The sequence below is a fragment of the Bacillus cereus group sp. BfR-BA-01330 genome, from assembly GCF_022663885.1.
GTDB classification, from domain to species: Bacteria; Bacillota; Bacilli; order Bacillales; family Bacillaceae_G; genus Bacillus_A; species Bacillus_A cereus.
In genome coordinates, this window is record NZ_JAKUGK010000004.1 from 58,594 (window position 1) to 82,104 (window position 23,511).

Genomic DNA, 23,511 nt, shown 5'->3' on the forward strand with positions numbered 1-23,511 from the left:
AAATGGGAGACGTTATTGATATATATGGTTTATCACCTTTGCAAAAAGGAATACTGTTTCATACTTTATACGATCAAGATGATGAACATTCTTTTTCCTATATTGTACAAGTAGGTTTCTTGCTCGGGGGGCAATTGGATGTTGCTACTTTTGAAAAAGCTTGGGAATATGTTATTCAACGACATGAGGTTCTGCGCTCAGTATTTGTTTGGGAAGAAGTAGAAAAACCTCTACAAGCAGTTTACGAACGTCTTCCTTTTACTATTCATCAAGAGGATTGGAGTACCTATTCGCATGAGGAGAAGGAGAAGAAATTACAACAGTTTTTGACTGCAGATCGTAGGAAAGGATTTTTATTGGATGAAGCACCATTGATGAGAGTCACTGCGATTAAAGAAGCAAAAGAGGAAACGAGAATTATCTGGACACATCATCATATTTTGCTAGATGGATGGAGTGTGTCATTGGTCTTTAGTGAAGTGATGGAAGTTTATCTCAAGATGATAAAGGGAGAATTGTTGAATCTTCCTAAATCTCTTCCTTATAAAAAATATATTCAATGGATAAATAAACAAGATCAAAGTCAAGCAGAGGAATTTTGGAAAGAAGAATTAAAAGGGTTCTATGCACCCACTCCATTAGCAATGGAAAGAAAGGATCAAGGACAAGAGAAGGGTTATGGAGAGTTTGATTATCAAGTATCTGAGGAACTTACTGAGAGTTTACAAAAGTGGGTACGAAATAGTCGATTAACGTTGAATACGTTAGTACAAGGTGCATGGGCTTATTTGCTGAGTAGGTATAGCGGTGACAGTGACGTCGTATTTGGCGTAACTAGCGCTGGACGTCCTACTGATTTAATAGGAGCAGAGAATATGGTGGGGCTATTTATTAACACATTACCTACCAGAATTCGATTAACGGATAATGCATCAGTAGTAGATTGGCTTCGTAAAATACAAATGAAAGAAATGGAACGAAGACAGTATGAGTATAATTCGTTGATAGATATTCAAGGCTGGAGTGAGGTTCCGCGAAATTGCTCCTTATTTCATACCTTGTATGTGTTTGAAAATTATCCAATTCAAGGTGAGAGAAATGATGATTTAAGATTACTAGATGTTAAAAGCACGGAACAAACAAATTATCCTTTAACACTCATTGTAATGCCCGGTAAGAAAATTACTTTAAAGTTGATGTATGATCGAAGCTATTTTAATGAAGAAACAATAAATCTGATTCAGAATCACTTATTGCAAATATTAATTCAGATGACGAAGAGCCTAGATTCAAAACTATTTGAAATTACTCATTTAACAGAAGAAGAACAAATACAGTTACTAGAGGAATGGAATCATACTCAAGTTAATTATTCGGCTGAAGGCATGATTCATACGATGTTTGAGGAGCAAGTAAAAAAAACACCGGAAGCAATCGCGGCTAGTTACGAAAATGAACAAATTACCTATAAAGAGTTGGAGAAGCGTGCAAATCAGTTAGCTCATTATTTACAAAAGCATGGTGTAGGCCCAGAGTCTCTAGTTGGGGTATATATGGAACGTTCATTACAAATGATGATAGCGTTATTAGGTATTTTAAAATCAGGAGCAGCGTATGTTCCACTTGACCCTACTTATCCAGAGAGTCGACTTCGATATATATTAGAGGATGCTGGAATCGAAGTACTAGTGACGGAAGAAAATTCTAAAAATTTGTTTTTATCTGAAAATATAGAAACGATTTGTATGAATAAAGATTACACTGCAATTGAAAAAGAAGAAACAACCCCATGTATAAGTGGTGTAACAGGAGAAAATTTAGCGTATGTTATGTATACTTCAGGATCTACAGGGAATCCAAAGGGAGTAATGATTGAGCATCATTCAGTAATTAATTATCTAGAATGGATGCAACATAAATATCCGCTTTCTGAAAAAGATGTGGTCTTGCAGAAAACGCCATTCTCATTTGATGTCTCTGTTTGGGAATTGTTTTGGGGCATTCATGTTGGTGCAAGTGTATCTTTCCTACCTCCAGGTGGAGAAAAAGATCCTTCTATTATAGCTGAAGTGATTAAACAACATCAGGTTACTATAGTTCAATTTGTACCTTCGATGTTATCTGTTTTCTTAGATTACTTCAATCATATTGAATTGAACATGAATTGTTCGTCCGTACGCCATGTATTTTCTGGTGGAGAAGAACTAAGTTCAGGGTTAGTTAGACGTTTTCAACAGAAATGGGATTATAGTGGACAAGTGAAATTAACCAACTTTTATGGGCCAACTGAAGCCACTATTTATGTCAATGCATTTGATATTCAGTCTAATCAAGAATTTGTTTCTATTGGGCGGCCAATACAGAACACGCAATTATATGTATTAGACCAAAATCAACGCTTGCAATCAATAGGAATTGAGGGTGAGTTATATATTGGTGGTGCTGGTTTAGCACGTGGATACTTAAATCGTCCGAATCTTACTGCTGAAAAATTCGTTTCGCACCCATTTCGATTGGGGGAACGACTATATCGAACAGGAGATTCAGTAAGATATCTAACTGATGGAAATATAGAATTTATAGGTAGAATGGATCATCAAGTCAAAATGCGTGGTTTTAGGATTGAATTAGGTGAAATTGAAGCCACTTTAGAAAAATGTTCGTTTATTAAAGAGGCTGTCGTATTAGTTAGAGAAGATCGTCCAGATGATCAACGATTGGTTGCATATGTAATAAGCGATGGAAATACCCAAGAGTGGAGAGAGTATTTACAAAACCAATTACCGAATCATATGATTCCAGCGCACTTTATAGAGTTAGAACATTTCCCGCTTACTCCAAATGGGAAAATTGACCGAAAGGCCTTGCCAGCACCTGATGAGCAAGCTATTGAAGATTTAAATGTGCTACCCCGGACGCCATCGGAAGAGCTTATTGCCTCGGTTTGGAGTCAAGTGTTAGGAACAGAAAATATTGGTATTCAAGATTCCTTCTTTGAACGTGGTGGGCACTCACTACTTGCTACTCAAATTGTCTCTCGATTGCAAGAACTGTTCCAAATTAAAATTCCATTACGTGAACTTTTCAAGCACGATACAGTGGAAGCATTGGCGAAACGGGTGGATCAGTTACGAAAAGAAGATAAAAAACGAGAGGTTGCTCCCCTTGTACCTATGAAACGAGAAGAAATTATCCCACTTTCCTATGCGCAGAAACGTCTATGGTTTATTGATCAATTAATGCCAAATAGTGCTATGTACAATATTCATGCAGCGTGTCGCTTAACAGGTGAATGGTCAATTGAAGCATTGGAGGCCGGATGGAATCAATTGTTGGAGCGTCATGAATCATTAAGGACGATAATTCTAGAACAAGAGGGTGAACCTTTTCAACAAGTTCAATCTCATGTATTCAGACATATTCCTCAAACGAATCTAACAGATCTCTCTTTGGAAGATAGGGAAAGAGAAATGAAACGGCTCATTCAAAACGAAGCTGAGGAACCATTTCATTTTGGACAAGATCCTCTGATTCGAACACGAATATTGAAAGTGGACAGGGAAGAATGGATTCTCATTTGTACGATGCATCATATTATTTCAGATGGATGGTCAATGGGAATCTTACTTGAAGAATGGATGGCTTTTTATGAAGGAGCATTAAGCGGCAAACCGGCGGAATTGAAGGAATTATCTATCCAATATGCAGATTTTGTCATGTGGCAGAAGGAATGGCAAAAAGAAGAAAATTTGAATCAGCACCTTCAATATTGGAAGGAAGAATTATCTGGGGAACTACCGGTTTTACAATTACCGATGGATCGTCCTCGACCTGCAGTTCAAACCCATCGTGGTGCAAGTCAGTCCTTAATAGTGGCGAATTCCCTACAGGAAAAGCTCAAAGATTTAAGTCTGCAAGAAGGATGCACTTTATTTATGACATTGATGGCAGCGTATCAAAGCTTCCTTTCTCGTTATACAGGACAGGATGACATCTTGGTTGGAAGCCCAATCGCTAATCGAAATGTGAAAGAGATTGAGGGATTAATAGGTTTCTTTGCAAATACGTTGGTTTATCGAGCTGATTTCAGTGAAAATCCGTCGTTCCAAGAACTTTTGTCGCAGGTAAGAAAAAAAGCACTAAAAGCATACGAGTATCAGGACATCCCATTTGAGAAAGTGGTAGAATCCGTAAAGCCGGAACGGAATACAAGTCATTCACCAATATTCCAAACTATGTTTACTTTACAGAATGCGAAGCAAGAATTTCCTCAGCTATCTGAAAGACAAATGGAACTCATGGAAAGCCATGCTTCTGTAGCGAAATTTGATTTGAGTTTATTTGTTACTGAGACGGAAGAAGGATTATCACTAACCTTTGAATACAATACTGATTTGTTTGATGATACAACCATTGAACGTATGGCAAGTCATTTTGAGCATTGGTTAAATCAAATTGTCTCTCATCCAAAAGGTGTATTATCAGAACTGAATATGTTATCGAAAGTAGAATATAAGCAACTACTAGAGGAATGGAATAAATCGCGTGTTATAGATATGGAAGAAAGTACGATTCATACAATGTTTGAAGAACAGGTGAAAAAAACACCAGAAGCAATTGCAGTAGTGTGCGAAGATGAAGAACTAACATATCGAGAGTTGGACGAACGCTCGAATCAGTTGGCACATTATTTACAAAAAAATGGTGTAACATGCGAATCATTAGTTGGGATTTGCGTCACACGTTCATCTGAGATGATTGTCGGTCTCTTAGGAATTATGAAGGCGGGAGGAGCATATGTCCCAATTGATCCAGCGTATCCGGAAAGTCGACTACAGTACATTTTAGAAGATGCTCAAATAAAGGTACTGGTGACACAGGAAAAGTTACAACAAAAAATGGTTATACCTAAACTCGTCAACGTGATTTGTATTGATAGTAATCGAGCAGAAATAGAACAAGAAGTAACTACGGTATGTACGAGTGAAGTGACGGGCGATAACTTAGCCTATATTATCTATACTTCAGGTTCCACTGGAAATCCAAAGGGAGTAATGATTGAGCACAGGAATACAGTAACAATGATTCATTGGGCGCATCGTACGTATTCCCGAAAGGAATTAGCGGGAGTGTTAGCTTCAACTTCGCTATCTTTTGATTTATCCGTTTTTGAAGTATTTGTTCCCTTAACGATGGGTGGTAAGGTGATTGTCACTGAAAATGCTCTACATCTAGAGAAGTTGTCTACCAAAGGTGTAACTTTGGTTAATACTGTACCATCGGCAGCGAAGGAACTGGTTCGAGCAAAAACAATCCCTTCTTCGGTAAAGGTGATGAATTTGGCTGGAGAACCATTGCCATATTCGCTTGTTCAAGATTTATACGAGAGAAGTACGATCGAAAAGGTGTACAACCTATATGGACCGTCCGAAGATACTACGTATTCCACGTATATGGAATTAGAAAAGTGTGACATGCATAGGGTACCACCAATTGGTAAACCAATATTCAATACAGAAGTATATGTACTGAGTGCCGAACAAAAAATGGTTCCAATTGGTGTAGTTGGTGAGCTATACATTGGTGGATCAGGGTTAGCGCGTGGATATTTAAACCGCCCTGACTTAACGCAAGATCGTTTTATACCGCATCCGTTTAAAGAAGGAGAGCGAGTATACCGGACTGGAGATCTAGTAAGGTATTTACCAGATGGAAATTTGGAGTATGTTGGACGAATCGATCATCAAGTGAAAATTCGTGGGTTCCGGATTGAACTAGGAGAAATTGAAGCGACATTACAAAGGCATACACTGGTTAACGAAGTTATTGTGATGGTGCAGGAAGATTATCCTGGCGATCCGCGTTTGATCGCCTATGTTATAGGAGACGGGGATGCTCAAAAGTGGCGTGATTATCTCAAGGATCAACTACCAAATTATATGATTCCAGCCTATTTTGTTGGATTAAATGCATTTCCACTCACTCCTAATGGGAAAATTGATAGGAAGGCCTTACCAGCACCAGAGAGACAGGAGATAGCAAGTGGTTATATTGCTCCTCGTACGTCTACGGAAAAAACAATCGTTTCGATATGGCATGAAGTTTTAGGTATGGAAAACATCGGAATTCAAGATTCATTTTTTGAAATTGGTGGCCATTCACTACTCGCTACGCAAGCTGTTTCCAATCTTAAAGAGGCTTTTGGAATCGAGATACCATTGCATGATTTATTTATGTTTCATACGGTGCAGCAATTGGCAGAACAGATTGATCAATTGCTCGATAACAAAAATCAAGAAATGCAGAATGATAGTAAGGAGAATGTAAGTCTTCAAGACTATGTTCAAAAAGAAGCAGAAGTCAGTAATGATGAAGAATTATTGGAACTACTTAAGCAATTAGAGGAGCTATCAGAGGAAGAAGCACAAGGGATATTCGAGAGTAATTTGATTGAGGAAGGGGTAAAAAAATGAGAAGTGATTTACTTGCAAAGCTGAGTTCACTTTCTCCTGAGAAGAGAGCATGGCTTCAGAAGCAAATGCAAAAAAAGGAGAATAAAGAAGCACTCCCGTTGTCTTATGCACAACAACGCTTGTGGTTTATGGACAGATTTAATCCAAACAGTTCTTTATATAATATTCCAACAGTATGGCATCTAAAAGGAAATTGGATACCTGAAGCATTAGAAAAGGGATTCAATCGACTCATTGAACGCCATGAATCATTACGAACTGTTTTTAAAGAAGTAGGAGAACAACCTGTGCAACAAATTGTCGAATTCCTTCCTAGAGCATTACCTGTAAGATATTACTCTCAACTTCCTCTAGAAGTAAAAGAAAAAGAGGTAGATAGTTTAATTGCGAGAGAAGCGCAAGAACCATTTGATTTAATGAATGGTCCTTTAATTCGTAATCAGCTTGTTCAATTAGAGAAGGATGAATGGTTATTACTGTGTACGATGCATCATATTATTTCTGATGCTTGGTCCATTGGTATATTCATGAATGAATTACTTGCTTTCTATGAAGAAGAAACGGGCGGAAATCATGCTAAATTAAGTTCACTATCCATTCAATATGCAGACTTTGCGAAGTGGCAAAAGGAGTGGTTGCAAGGTGATGTGCTAAATCGTCAGCTTACGTATTGGCAGGAAGAATTGTCTGGTGAACTTCCTATCTTACAACTGCCAGTGGATCGACCTCGACCGGTTAAACAGACTTACTCTGGGGCTACGCATCATGTAATTTTTCCTTATAAATTGCTCAGTCAATTGAAGGATATAAGTCGACAAGAAGGATCTACTTTATTTATGACTTTAATGGCCGCATACCAGAGCTTTCTTGCTCGTTATACGGGACAAAAAGATATTCTAGTTGGTAGTCCGATTGCAAATCGAAACCATAAGGGAGTAGAAGGATTAATTGGTTTCTTTGTTAATACGTTGGTTTATCGATTAGATTTGAGTGGCACCCCTACTTTTCGAGAGATTTTGAACCAAACAAAGAAAAAGGCGTTAAAAGCTTACGAATATCAAGATATACCATTTGAAAAAGTAGTAGAAGCTGTGCAACCTGAACGAAGCATGAGTCATTCCCCTATATTTCAGACCATGTTTACGCTACAGAATATAAAACAAGAACGACTAGATTTGCCTGATAGAAGTATTGAAATGGTAGAAAGTAATATGTCTATTGCTAAATTTGATTTGAGCTTAACTGCCTATGAAGTGGAAGAAGGTCTATTCGTCTCATTTGAATACAACACGGATTTATTTGATAGTAGTACCATTGCACGTATGGCAGGACATTTTGAGAACTGGCTAAATGAAATCACGTATCATCCAGATGAATCATTTACAAAGCTGTCAATGTTATCGGATAATGAGCAAAAACAACTCCTAGAAGAATGGAATGATACGGACGTAGTTTATGGTCATGATTGTATGATTCATGAGCTATTTGAGCAGCAAGTTGCACGGACACCTGATGCAGTGGCTGTAGTTTATGAGGGTGGAAAGCTAACGTATCAAGAACTTAATGAAAAATCGAATCAATTGGCACATTTTCTACAAAAACGAGGTATCGGACCTGAATCATTGGTCGGTATATGTATTGAACGTTCTCCTGATATGATTATCGGTCTCTTTGGGATTTTGAAGGCAGGTGGGGCTTATGTCCCACTGGACCCAAGTTATCCCGAAAACCGCCTGAGATATATTTTGGAGAATTCACAAATTCAAGTGCTGTTAACAAAAGAAACACTACAGGACTGGTTACCTAAAGATATTCAAGCAATTTGTTTAGACCGGGATCAAGTGATGATTTCTAAAGAGAGTAATTTAGCTCCGGTAAGTGGAGTAACAGCAAATAACTTAGCCTATATCATATACACTTCGGGTTCGACGGGAAATCCAAAGGGGGTAATGATTGAACATCATTCCGTTATCAATCGCCTACAGTGGATGCAGAAAAAATATCCATTGTCCGAGGAGGATACAATCCTACAAAAGACACCGTTTTCGTTCGATGTTTCTGTCTGGGAATTATTTTGGTGGTCATTTGTAGGAGCACGTGTTTGTTTACTTCCACCAGGAGGAGAGAAAGATCCTGCGGTGATTGAGGAGTATATTGAACGATACCGTGTATCCACCATGCACTTTGTTCCGTCGATGTTATCTACTTTCTTAGATTATATGGAACTATATAATTCGAAAAGGGATGTCTCGTCTTTAATTCAAGTTTTTACTAGTGGAGAAGCGTTAAACACTGAGCAGGTTCGCCGGTTTAAGGGGATCTTTTACAATGCTCAGCAAACAAAGTTAATTAACTTGTATGGTCCTACTGAAGCAACTGTGGATGTGACTTATTATGATTGTGATTTAGAAAAAGAAGCAATGCTTATTCCGATTGGTCGTCCGATTGATAATACAGAGTTGTATGTGCTAGATCAATATCAACAAGTCGTCCCGATTGGTGTGGCAGGGGAACTTTACCTTGGAGGAGTAGGATTGGCACGTGGCTACTTCAATCGACCGGATTTAACTACTGAACGTTTTATTTCGCATCCTTTTAAGGACGGGGAACGATTATATCGAACGGGTGACTTGGTGAGATATATGAATGATCGTAACTTAGAATATATTGGAAGAATAGATAACCAAGTTAAAATTAGAGGATTCCGAATTGAATTGGGAGAAATTGAAGCAGCTTTACATGATTACTCATCTGTAAAAGAGGCAGTCGTGTTGGTGAAGGAAGATCGACCAGGAGATAAGCAGTTAGTAGCTTATGTAGTGGGTGAAGGGGATACTGGAGAGTGGCGTGAATATCTCAAGAAGCAACTGCCACATTATATGGTTCCGGCATACTTTTTCAAAATTGAAGGTATGCCACTCACTCCAAATGGTAAGGTGAATCGGAAAGCCTTACTGGAATTAGAAGAACAGTTCATAAGTGAAGATATTACTTCATCACGAACACCAGTGGAGGAGCTTATCGTTTCCGTTTGGAGTCAAGTGTTAGGAATAAAAAATATTAGTGTTCAGGATTCCTTTTTTGAAATCGGTGGTCATTCACTACTAGCTACTCAAGTAGTGTCACGTTTACAGGGAATTTTTCAAATCGAATTACCAGTACGTGAACTATTTGAATATACAACGGTGGAGTCACTGGCAAAGCGATTAGATCAGTTACGTAAAGGAGATAAAAAACGAGAGATTCCGCCGCTAATACCAATGAAACGAGGAGAAGCTATCCCACTATCTTATGCCCAACAACGCTTATGGTTCATTGATCAATTTACACCTAATAGTGCCCTTTACAATATGCCAATGGTATGTCGCCTTACAGGGAATTGGCTACTTGAAGCATTGGAAACGGGATGGAATCAACTAATAGAACGTCATGAATCACTGCGGACGGTCTTTCACGAAGTGAACGGTCAACCCGTACAGCAAATTGAACCGTATGCTTTTCAATCAATTCCGAAAACGGATTTAACTATGCTTTCTTCTGAAGATCAAGAAGAAGAAGTTAAACGTTTAATTCAACAAGAAACAGAAGTGCCATTTGATTTAACAGAGGGTCCATTAATCAGGACAAGTATTTTGCATGTGGGAGAGGAAGAATGGATACTCCTTTGTACTCTACATCATATCATTTCAGATGGATGGTCAATGGGAATCCTACTTGAAGAATGGATGGCATTTTATGAGAAAGCAACGGATGGAAAGGTAGCGGAACTTGAACCATTACCGGTTCAATATGCCGACTTTGCTCAGTGGCAAAAAGGATGGCTAAAGGAGGAGGTGCTTGATCAACAACTCCAATATTGGAGGGAAGAATTGTCTGGGGAGCTTCCTGTACTCCAACTTCCTGTGGATCGCCCGCGTCCCGCAATACAAACTCATCACGGGTCGACATACACTATGGTTCTGCCAAGCACGCTACATGATAAATTGAATGAACTTAGTCGAAAAGAAGGGGCTACACTCTTCATGACGCTTTTAGCTGCATATCAAAGTTTTCTATCTCGTTATACGGGACAAGAAGATATTCTGGTCGGAAGCCCAATTGCGAATCGGAATTATAGAGAAATTGAAGGACTAATTGGTTTCTTCGTTAACACGCTGGTTTATCGAGCTAATTTGAGTGGTAGGCCGACATTTCAAGATGTACTGTATCAGGTTCGTCAAAAGGCATTGAAGGCGTATGAATATCAAGATATTCCATTTGAAAAAATTGTAGAAGTTGTGCAACCGGAACGAAGTACAAGTCATTCGCCAATCTTCCAGACTATGTTCATCTTGCAAAATATGAAACAAGAATTACCGGTGTTGTCTAGTAGAAGTATTGAAATGATAGAAAGCTATAGTCCAATTGCAAAGTTTGATTTAAGTGTAATGGCAGTTGAGACGGAAGAGGGATTACTTTTTACTTTTGAGTACAATAAGGATTTATTCAATGCTACTACTATTGAACGGATGGCAGGACACTTTGAGAAATGGCTACATGAAGTTTCTTATCGCCCACAAAATCCGTTGCATGACCTGAGCATGCTATCAGAACCCGAGCGTACTTTGTTATTAGAAACATGGAATGACACTGTAATGGAAATGTCTCATCAGGGTCTTATTTGCGACAGATTTGAGGAGCAAGTAGTAAGGCGTCTGGATGCGATTGCGGTAGTTGATCAAACAAAACAGTGGACTTATGGTGAACTGGATGCACAAGCAAATCAGTTGGCAAATGTTTTACAGCGAAAGGGAGTAGCCCCAGAGTCAGTGGTAGGAGTTTATCTTTCGAGGTCAGCTGAGCTGATGGCAAGTTTACTAGGCATTTTAAAAGCTGGTGGAGCTTATGTCGTTTTAGATCCGTTGTATCCAAAATCAAGGTTAGAATACATGATTGAAGATGCAGGAATTCAATTTGTAGTGACGGCGGAAGGACAAGAAGGACATTTCGCACACGTCGAAATGGTGAGGTTAGAAGAATTAACGATGGAAAGCGTAATCGCACCTACACGTCAAATAAATCCAGAGAACTTAGCCTATATTGTCTATACCTCTGGTTCTACAGGAAAACCGAAGGGTGTCATGGTTGAATATCGCTCATTAATGAATATGGTTTCTTGGCATCAGGAAGTTTATCATATTTCAGCAGAGGATCGTGCGACTCAGATTGCAGGGGTTGCTTTTGATTCGGCTGTCCAGGAGATTTGGCCGTATCTAACTGCTGGTGCAGCACTCTACTTGTCAACAGAGGAACTGAGAATTAATCCAGAAGCACTAAGGGACTGGCTCATCGATTCACGAATAACAGCTAGCTTTGCACCTACGCCTATTCTGGAAAGGCTCTTGAAATTATCTTGGCCAGATAAAACGGATCTTCGTTTTATCATTACTGGTGGGGATCAATTAACGCAGTACCCATCTAACGATATTCCTTTTGCGGTAATTAATCAGTATGGTCCATCGGAAAATACCGTTGTTACCACAGATTGTTATGTACCTGTAGGAGTGACAACAGGTACGCCATCGATTGGTCGACCGATTGCGAATACAGAAGTTTATGTGTTAGATTCTCATCTTCAGCTAGTACCAATTGGTGTAATTGGAGATCTCTATATTGGAGGGAAGAGTCTTGCACGTGGATATGCTAATCGTCCGGATCTTACAAAGGAAAAATTTATTCCACATCCTTTCAAGTCAGGAGAACGTCTCTATTATACAGGAGACAAAGCAAGTTATCTTTCTGATGGTAATCTCCAGTTCCATGGACGTATAGATGACCAAGTGAAAATTCGTGGTTTCCGGATTGAATTGGGAGAAATAGAAGCTGTTTTGCAGGCACATTCTTCTGTGAAGGAAGCAGTTGTATTGGTACGAGAGGATAATCAAGGTAACAAGAGATTAGTAGCTTATGTAGTTGGTGAAGGAAGTTTACATGAATGGCGAGAACATCTACAAACACATTTACCTAATTACATGGTTCCAACAAACTTTATTGAGATGGAATTTTTACCACTTACACCGAATGGAAAACTTGATTTGAAGGCATTGCCTATACTTAGTGAACAATCCGTCGAAAATACTGTATACCCACGAACTCCGCTGGAAGAACTTATCGCTTCAGTGTGGAGTCAAGTGCTAGGAATAAAAGAAATTGGTGTTCAGGATTCTTTCTTTGAGCTTGGTGGTCACTCTCTACTTGCTACACAAGTGGTCTCACGCTTACAGGAAGTCTTTCAAATCAAATTATCGGTACGTGAACTGTTCGAATATTCAACGGTCGAGGCATTATCGAAACGAATAGATCAGTTACGTAAGGGGAGCGAAAAACGAGAAATTCCACCATTGGTGCCGATGGAACGCGGAAATAATATTCCACTATCTTATGCCCAACAGCGCTTATGGTTTATTGATCAATTTGCACCTAATAGTGCACTTTATAATATGCCAATGGCATGCCGCCTTACAGGGAATTGGTTACCTGAAGTATTGGAGTTGGGATGGAATCAGTTGATAGAGCGTCACGAATCTTTGCGGACTGTATTTTATGAAGAGGATGGCTATCCTGTGCAGCAGATTCAACCGTACGTTTTCCGTCCGCTTCTCCAAATGGATTTAACTAAGCTTTCATTAGAGGAGCGAGAAAGAAAGTTGGAGCAATGGATTCAAACTGAAGTCGAATCTCCATTTGATTTAGAACAAGGGCCATTGTTCCGTGGGAAACTCATAAGAATTTCAGAAGAAGAATGGGTTCTTCTGTGTAATATGCATCATATTATCTCAGATGGATGGTCGATGGAAATCTTACTTCAAGAATGGATGGCATTTTATGAGAATGCGATTGGTGAAAAACAAGCAGAGCTGGAACCACTACCAGTTCAATATGCCGATTTTGCTCAGTGGCAAAGAGAATGGTTGAAAGATGAAGTACTATATCAACAACTTGCATATTGGAAGGAAGAATTATCTGGTGAGTTACCAGTCTTAATGTTGCCAATGGATCGTCCGCGTCCGCCAGTGCAAACCCATCATGGATTAACTCATAATGTTTTGTTGTCACGCTCATTACTGGATAAATTAAACGAACTAAGTCGTCAAGAAGGGGCCACACTTTTCATGACCTTATTGGCATCGTATCAAAGTTTCCTTGCTCGTTATACGGGACAAACGGATATTATTGTTGGCAGCCCAATTGCAAATCGAAATTATCGAGAAATTGAGGGGCTAATTGGTTTCTTTGTCAACACCTTGGTTTATCGAGCTGATTTAAGTAATGCACCGGCATTTCAAGAGTTGTTATCTCAAGTACGGATAAAAGCATTGAAGGCGTATGAGTATCAAGATGTTCCGTTTGAGAAAATTGTAGAGGTTATCCAACCTGAACGAAATACAAGCCATTCTCCGATTTTCCAAACCATGTTTACTTTGCAAAATACGGGACAGAAGCTACCAGAACTACATGGAAGAAATATAGAAGTAATGGAAAGTAATGCTCCAATCGCTAAGTTTGATTTAAGTTTAACAGCTGCAGAAGTGGAAGAGGGTTTATTACTTACTTTTGTTTATAGAACTGATTTATTTGACAGCTTAACTATTGAATCCATGGCTGAACATTTTGGAAACTGGTTGAATGTAATCGTGGAGAATCCTGATAAATCATTAGCTAAGTTGCCTATATTATCAGGATTACAGCAAAAACAGTTGGAAGAGTGGAATAATAATGCTGTAGCATATCTACGGGAAAGTACGATTCATCAGTTGTTTGAAGAGCAAGTAAATCGTACACCTGATGCGGTAGCAGTGGTAGATGAAAAACAGCAGTTAACATATCGAGAGCTGAATGAAAAAGCTAATCAATTGGCCCACTATCTTCAGCAATGTGGGATTGGGACTGAATCATTAGTTGGAATTTGCTTTGAGCGTTCAGTTGAGATGATTGTTAGTATTATGGGGATCTGGAAGGCTGGAGCAGCATATGTTCCATTGGACCCATCATATCCAGAAAGTCGCATACAATATATTTTGGAGGACACTGAAATTCAAGTATTAGTTACGAATGAGTCATTAGAAGGTTGGATCCCCAAAGAAGTCAAGGCAGTTTGTCTAGATAGGGATCAGGCAATGATTTCAAAAGAAAGCATTCTTTCACCAAAATGTGAAGTAACAGGAGAAAACCTAGCGTATGTTATCTATACTTCGGGATCGACGGGGAACCCAAAGGGTGTCTTGATACAGCATCATTCTGTAATAAACTTGTCGCATGGTTTACAAAAAGAGGTTTTCGAACATGAGATACCATCTAACATGCATGTCGGTTTAAATGCGTCAATTGCCTTTGATGCATCTATTCAGCAATTACAAATGCTGCTTTATGGTTCAAGTTTGTATATTATTCCAAGCGAAGTACGAAGTGATCCGGAGCAGTTTGTAGCTTATATTAGGGAGAACAAGTTAGAAATCTTTGATATAACACCTTCATTGCTTCAATTACTTATAGATGTCGGATTGTTAGAAACGTGCGATTGCGTTCATGTTCCAAGTAAGGTACTGGTTGGTGGTGAAGCAATTATGCCGTCATTATGGGAACAGCTAGTAGAGACTGATAAAATCCAGTTTTATAATGTATATGGTCCTACAGAATGTACGGTTGATGCAACATGCTATCATATCAAAAAAGATAGTAAGAGAGTAACAATTGGGCGTCCATTGCCTAACATCCAAACTTATGTATTAGATAGAAATAGGTTGCCAGTTCCAGTTGGTGTGATGGGGGAACTTTATATCGGAGGAGCAGGTCTAGCAAGGGGGTACTTGAATCGTCCAGAGTTAACATCCGAACGATTTATTTCTCATCCATTCAAAGAAGGCGAGAGGTTATATAGAACAGGTGATCTTGTGAGATATCTTCCTGATGGTAATATAGACTACTTGGGAAGAATGGATAATCAAGTGAAGATTAGAGGATTTCGAATTGAACTTGGAGAGATTGAGTCGACTTTACAAGAGCATGACTTGGTAAAAGAGGCAGTTGTAATGGTTAGGGAAAATCAGTCGGGAGATAAGAGGCTGGTAGCTTATGTAGTGGGCGAAGGCAATTTAGAAGAATGGCGAGAGTATCTTAAAACAAAACTGCCAATCCATATGATACCTTCCTACTTTGTCGAAATGAAAGAATTACCGCTAACCATAAATGGAAAGATTGATCGGAAATCGTTACCTATACCAGATTATCAAGGAACACAAGAAGGATACGTGGCCCCAAGAAATGAACGTGAACATAAGCTTTCTATCATTTGGGAACGTGTGCTAGGTTCAAAACGTATTGGTATGAATGATAACTTCTTTGAAATTGGTGGAGATTCAATTCTTAGCATTCAGATTGTCGCGCGCGCGAAGCAAGCTGGTTTACAATTGACACCAAAACAAATATTTGAACACCAAACGATTGCTGAGTTGGCGCAAGTAGTCAAAGAAGAACAAGGTGTACAAGCTGAACAAGGAATTATAACTGGAGAGACGATACTTACACCTATTCAGCAAAGGTTTTTTGCACAAAATCATCCTAACCCACATCATTGGAATCAATCCATGTTCTTCAGAACGAAAGAGAAATTGGACATAGGATCACTGGAAAAGGCGGCAGGTAACCTTCTACTTCATCATGATGCTCTGCGTTTAAGATATGAACGTTTACCTAATGGGGTTTGGAAACAGTGGAATGAAGGAATAGAAGAACAATTGATGCTTACTGTCATTTCATTAGACGAAGTGCCGGAAGCGGATTGGCATCAGGTTATTCAAAAAGAGATTAATGTTGCACAAGAAAGTTTGAATTTACATGAGGGTCCGCTAATGAGAATGGTGTATTTTGATGAAGGTGAGCACGCTGGCCGATTATTTTGGACAATTCATCATTTAGCCGTGGATGGTGTTTCTTGGCGAATTTTATTGGAAGATTTGCAAACAGCATATACGCAAGTAGTCCAAGGTCAGAAAATTCAATTACCTATGAAGAGTACATCTTTTAAAGAATGGTCGGAGAAATTACATCATTACGCTGAAACTGGACTATCAAAAGAAGTGCTACATTACTGGGAGGAGCAGGCTGAACAAGACGTAGTTAAATTGCCGGTAGATGATACTATAAGTAATCCAGTAAGCGCAGTAACTGAGGAAATTACTGTGGTGTTAAATGAGAATGAGACCCGTATGTTATTGCAAGAGACTTTAAGCATTCACCGTGTCCAAATCAATGAAGTATTATTAGCAGCATTAGTACAAGCTACGGCAGCATGTACGGGGCAGCCGATATTGAGCGTAGATTTAGAGGGACATGGTCGAGAAGAGATTATTGAAGATGTTGATTTATCGAGAACTGTGGGATGGTTTACAAGTATTTACCCAGTTCATTTAAATATTACTAGTGCTAATACCCCAATTGCAGCATTAAAAGCAGTTAAAGAACAAGTTCGCAAAATTCCTAATAAGGGTGTTGATTATGGGGTGTTGCGTTACATGAACACAACAATGTGTGAGCCATTAAGCTCCCAATATACACCGTCTATTAGTTTTAACTATCTTGGACAATTTGACCAAATGTTTTCTAGCGATGCAATGTTTATTCCGGAGAACGAATTTAAGCGTTTAGATCATGCTGCCAGTTCCAAGCGATCGCATGTAATTGATGTAATTGGGGTTGTAACGGATGGAAAACTTCAGTTCACTTGGGTATACAATGTTGGACAATTTGCCAAATCAACGATTCAAAGTATTGCACAGAATATGCTATATCAACTGAGTACATTGATTCAATTTTCAGATAGAGAATCTGCACTGACCATTTCGGATTTTGCAATGGCTAATCTTAGCCAAGATGGTTTGACAAATGTACTAAACAAAATGCATCGCGGAAAGAACAATCAGATTACTGATTTATATCCACTATCACCTTTGCAAGAAGGTATGATTTTCCACACATTGCATGACCAAGGGGATGAACATGTTGCACCGTATATAGTGCAATTGAGTTTTATGATTCGAGGGAAAATGAATATTTCTACATTTGAGCAGGCGTGGAAATCTGTAATTCAGCGGCATGAAATTTTTCGTACAGCATTTGTATGGGACGAAATTGAAGAACCTGTACAAGTGGTGTATGAAAATATCCCATTTAAAGTGAACAAAGAAGACTGGCGTACAATGACAAGTGAAGAGATAGAGGAAAAAAGAAAAGTCTTTTTGGCATTAGATCGAAAACAAGCCTTCCAATTTGATGAAGCACCATTGATGCGGGTAACAGTCATTCAAGAAGGTGAGGAAGAATATCGGATTGTTTGGACCCATCACCATATTTTACTGGATGGATGGAGTTTACCATTAGTATTTAATGAATTACTTACAGTCTATCAGAAGAGAATGAATGGAGAAGCTGTGAAGTTACCTAAGTCCTCACCATATAAGAAATATATCCAATGGTTAAGAGAGCAAGATAAGGAGCAGGCGGAACAATTCTGGAGAGAGAAGCTAAAAAGTTTTACTGCGCCAACTTTGCTGGGCTTAGAAAGTAAAGAGGAAGAAAAAGGTTACACAGAGAAGGTTACGTATTTATCAGAAGAGCAGACTCAAGCGTTACAAGGATGGGCGAAACGCAATAAACTTACTTTGAGTACAGTAATTCAAGGTGCATGGGCATATCTCATGAGCCGATATAGTGGAGAAAATGACATTGTTTTTGGTGTAACAAGCTCAGGGCGTTCTACGGAGATTATTGATGTTGAAAACATCGTAGGTCCTTTCATTACAACGTCACCGACGCGAATTCAATTGATGGATGATATAAAATTAATAGATTGGTTGCAGAAGATACAAGAGGAAGAGATAGAAAGAAGACAATATGAGTATGCTTCTTTGACAGAGATTCAGGGGTGGAGTGAAGTTCCTAGAGGAATACCGCTGTTCAATAGTTTATATGTGTTTGAAAATTATCCAGTGAAAGAGGAGTCTTCAGAAAATCTGGAAATTGGTGAATTGGAAGGGGTAGAACAAACCCACTACCCATTAGGGTTAGCTGTAGTTCCAGGAATCCAGTTATCGTTAAAGTTAATGTATGACCGTAGTAAGTTTAATAGAGTAACCATTGAACGAATGCTGGGTCATTTACACCAAGTGTTAATGCAAATGCTCAAAAACATTGATCAAAATCTATCGGAGCTAGTATATATTACGGAAGCTGAACAAAGAAAGCTATTGGAAGAATGGAATAATAATACTATATCCTATCCACGTGAGAATGCAATCCATCAACTATTCGAAGAGCAAGTACATCGTACGCCTGACGCGTTGGCAGTGGTAGATGAAAAACAGCAACTAACATATCGAGAGCTGAATGAAAGAGCTAATCAATTAGCCCATCATTTACAGAAATGTGGAATTGGGACAGAGTCATTAGTTGGCCTTTGCTTTGAGCGTTCAGTTGAGATGGTTGTTGGTCTCATGGGAATTTGGAAGGCTGGAGCAGCCTATGTTCCATTAGATCCATCGAATCCGGAAAGCCGCCTGCAATATATTTTAGAAGACACGGGAATTAGAGTGTTAGTTACAAATGAGGTATTACTAGGATGGATACCTAAAGACATCAAGACAGTTTGCCTAGATAGGGACCAAGCAATGCTTTCTCAAGAAAGCAAACTTTCACCAATATGTGAGATAACAGGGGAAAACTTAGCGTATGTTATCTATACTTCTGGTTCGACAGGGAATCCAAAGGGGGCTTTAGTACAGCACCATTCTGTAATAAACCTATCCTATGGTTTACAAAAAGAAGTTTTCTCACATGAGATACCTAGTAATATGCGCGTCGGTTTGAATGCGTCAATTGCCTTTGATGTATCTATTCAGCAATTACAAATGCTACTGTATGGTTCAAGTTTATATATTATCCCAAGTGAAGTTCGCACTAATCCGGAACGATTTGTGTCTTATATTAGGGAGAATAAATTGGAAATGTTTGATATGACACCTTCATTACTTCAATTACTTATAGATGGAGGATTACTAGAAACAAGTGCTGATGTTCATGTGCCAAGCAAGATATTGGTCGGTGGTGAAGCAATCATGCCGTCATTATGGAAACAGCTAGTAGAGACTGAAAAAATTGATTTTTATAACGTATACGGTCCTACAGAATGTACGGTTGATGCAACGTGTTATCATATCGAAACAGATAGTAAGAGAGTTACAATTGGACGTCCGTTGCCGAACGTTCAAACTTATGTATTAGATAAAAATTTGTTACCTGTTCCAGTTGGTGTAACAGGTGAGCTATATATTGGTGGTGCAGGTATAGCGCGAGGATACTTGAATCGTCCAGAATTAACAACAGAGCGATTCATCCGTCATCCATTTAATGAAGAAGAGCATTTATATCGTACGGGAGATTTGGTTCGTTATTTACCTGATGGTAATTTAGATTACTTGAGAAGAATTGATAATCAAGTGAAAATTAGGGGCTTTCGTATTGAACTTGAAGAGATTGAAGCGAGTATAGAGAGGCATCCATTGGTAAAAGAAGCAGTAGTTTTGGTGACAGAGGATAAGCTAGGAGAGCAGAGATTGGTTGCTTATGTAGTTGGAGATGGAAGTATGCATGACTGGCGTGAATATCTCAAGACACAAGTACCGAATTATATGGTTCCCGCACACTTTATAAAGGTAGACAAGATTCCTCTTACACCGAATGGAAAAGTTGATCGAAAGGCATTGAACAGTTTAACAATTCAAAGAGAAAATAATTTGTCTACACCAATCATTCCAAGGGATGAAATTGAATATCAGTTGATTAAAATCTGGCAGGATGTGTTACAGATAGAAGATGTCTATGTAAATGATGATTTCTTTAATAGAGGGGGACATTCTCTCCTTGTAATTAAATTGATTTCAAAAATTAAGGAGAAGTTTGGAAAAGAGATTAAGGTGTCTACATTGATTAAGAATCCAACATTGGAAGGAATCGCATGCCTTATTCGTGATAAGCATGATATGACAAAATCTGTATCAGCGCTGGTTCCACTACAAGAATCAGAGAAAAGACCTTTCTTCTGTGTTCATCCGTTTATGGGGAATGTATTCTGTTACATTCAACTAGCAAGATTACTTAAGAACCATTGTTCATTTTATGGTTTACAGAATCCTCTTATAGAAAAGGGAGAAATTGATGAATTGACCTTGCCGGAAGTAATTCAACTTTACATTGAAGAAATCAAACGTGTTCAGCCAGAAGGTCCATATCGTCTTGGAGGATGGTCTTTAGGCGGTGCGATTGCTTATGAAATCGCAACTGTACTAAAGAATCAAGGTGAGGAAGTTGAGTTGTTGATACTAATGGATACTAAAGTACCTTCAGAGCAGGACTATAAAACAACGGAGGATATGCTCTCATATATATATGAGCATTTCATTCCTAGAGATTTTACTGAGCAGGAAGAAGGCCTCATCCATAAACAAGATATGCTTGTGGAGCGATTAATTATGGAGGGAGTACTCCCGCCTGATGCAGATCTTATGAATTTGAAGCAAGTTATCAATGCTCATAGGAAATGCCTGAACTTAATGGCAGAGCATGATTTAATACCATACTCTGGAGAAGTTCTCTACTTTAGTGCTGAGGAAGGAAAAGAGTTGTTTACAGATTGGGGACCTTTATTAAAAGGTAGAGTAAATAGGTATTCAGTCCCTGGATCACATGAGGAAATAGTAGATTCACCTGCAGTTGAAAAAATAGCTATGTATCTACTAAATGAATTTGAAGGAATAAAAGAGAAGTCCATTTTATTAACGGAAAAGTAGAGAGTATAAAAGATGCAAAGCAATGAACGAAAAGGGGAGACCAATACCTGCATATCAAGTGTAGGGAATAATGAATATATTAAGAGCATTACTTTTTAAGGGGATAATGTAAAAAGTAATTGGTAGAGACATAGAAATCTTTGTAATAGAAGCGAATGCCTGATGATATTACTGAGGGAAGGTGCATATTTTCATTGATATGTAAATATGCACCTTTTCTATTGTATATGCAATTTAATAAAGTTAATTTGAGTTTCTGTAACGTTCATATATGAAGCCATTCTTTAAAAAAGGACGTGATTTATCATACAAATTCACGCTGTGAAAATACCAAAGAATATTGAAAGTCATTTGTTTAAGAAACTTAGTAACTTGGTTTCAAATGGGAAGAAAGAGCGAATGAAGCGATTATTAAATTCATGCGACATTAATAGGACCCTGATAGGGGATTTACTAATCCGATCTCTAATCTGCCAAAAGTATAAAATTAATAATGAAGAAATTAGATTTATATATAATGAGTATGGAAAACCTTTTGTTGAAAACTTTTCTGACTTTCATTTTAATGTGTCTCATTCAGGAGAATGGGTGGTTTGTACTACTGCTAATTTTAATGTGGGTATTGATATAGAAAAAGTTTCAGAAATAGAGGCTTTTAAATTAGCAAAAGAATTTTTTTCAGCGGAAGAATTTTATGATATATCTAATATGAATTCTGATGAACAAATTAATTATTTTTATGATTTATGGACATTAAAAGAAAGCTATATAAAAACGATTGGAAAAGGGCTTTATACCCCATTAAATTCATTCTCTATAAAAAAAGAATCACGAACTTCAATTTCATACAAGCATATACCTAAAAACTTTTACTTTAAACAATATAACATTGATCCAAATTATAAGTTATCTGCTTGTGCAACAAGAGATGAATTTCCTCAAGAGATAATAATTAAAGACATTTATACAATTTGCCAAACTATATACAAATTTGAAAGTAAGGAGAAAATCAATGCAGAAGACTAAACTTTTTTGCTTTCCACATGCTGGGGGATCTGCGTTTAGTTACGCAAAATGGAAAAATCACTTTAATCCATATATTGAGGTAGTCCCGGTAGAGTTAGCTGGTAGAGGATATAGAATTGAAGAAAACTTGTACCAAAGTATGGAAGAGGCAGTAAATGATGTCTACAATAAAATAGTTATGCAGATAGATGATTCGCCCTACATTCTATTCGGGCATAGCATGGGAAGTTTGATCGCCTATGAAGTAGCCAGAAAAATAAAAGATTCTAAAAACGTATCGCCTGAATTTCTTGTTTTGTCCGGTAGAAATCATCCAAATAGTAAAATAAGAAATATCCGACATAATCTTTCTAATGAGCAATTTAAAAGCGAAGTTATTGCAATGGGAGGTACACCATCTGGGGTACTGCAATCAGAAGAATTAATGGAGATCTTTCTCCCTATTCTAAGAGCAGATTTTAAAATCGTTGAGACGTATATTCATGACAAAAATACACAACCATGTGATATTGATTTTCTTATATTTAATGGGGAAAATGATGAATTTACTACATATGATCAAGTAATAAAATGGGAACGATACACAAGTAAAACGTGTACTTTTCATTCTTTTGAAGGTAATCATTTCTTTCTAAATGAAAATATTGAAGAAATAGCAAATAGTATTAAAAGAAAGTTAGATTCTAAAAGATTATCAAATAGTTTTTAGAGTTTTATAAGTATGCTCATAGCTAAAAATATTAAAGGGTTTGAAGTATACACTTCTTGTGCAGATATGCATGGCAAAAAGACAATCGAGTACATTCGGTGGTCTTTTTCTATTTTTATGGAGTTTGTGGCGAAATGCTAGACTTGCTAGATTGTGGATCTAGTAGCCGTTGAATGTGCGGGTTCAAGTCCTGTCATTCCGACCACGAGGGGGTATAATTTAAGGGTAAAACAGGGGCCTCCAGAACCTCTGATGTGGGTTCAATTCCCGCCATCCACTTATACTTGTTCATTAAAAGGTTTCACAAACAATATGTAATATGTTATGGGTACTTACATAAATTTATTGATTTTCAGTTAAAAAGTATTGTGCGATTATACACGTTATGTTACAGTAATATTACTAAGTTGTTACAATATATCAT

The 23,511-nt window shown here is 38.1% G+C and carries 4 protein-coding genes; all 4 read left to right on the forward strand.

Annotation, left to right across the window (positions count from 1 at the left end; translation table 11 throughout):
* Window positions 1-2 precede the first annotated feature (2 nt).
* The 4 genes from MR112_RS12395 to MR112_RS12410 all read left to right on the forward strand — a co-directional run bounded on the left by MR112_RS12395 (window position 3) and on the right by MR112_RS12410 (window position 23,087).
* Window positions 3-6,473 (forward strand): non-ribosomal peptide synthetase, encoded by a 6,471-nt coding sequence (locus tag MR112_RS12395; protein ID WP_242245004.1) that lies wholly within the window; start codon window positions 3-5, stop codon window positions 6,471-6,473.
* Window positions 6,470-21,352, forward strand: coding sequence for a non-ribosomal peptide synthetase (locus tag MR112_RS12400; protein ID WP_242245005.1), 14,883 nt, complete (start codon window positions 6,470-6,472; stop codon window positions 21,350-21,352). Before MR112_RS12395 ends, MR112_RS12400 begins: the two co-directional genes overlap by 4 nt.
* Window positions 21,353-21,673: 321 nt before the next feature.
* On the forward strand, window positions 21,674-22,378 hold the full coding sequence (locus MR112_RS12405; protein ID WP_002042141.1) for a 4'-phosphopantetheinyl transferase family protein: 705 nt from the start codon (window positions 21,674-21,676) through the stop codon (window positions 22,376-22,378).
* Entirely contained in the window at window positions 22,365-23,087 is a 723-nt protein-coding gene (locus MR112_RS12410) for a thioesterase II family protein (RefSeq protein ID WP_226368502.1), read from the forward strand. The genes MR112_RS12405 and MR112_RS12410 overlap by 14 nt, the downstream gene beginning before the upstream one ends.
* Window positions 23,088-23,511: the final 424 nt, after the last annotated feature.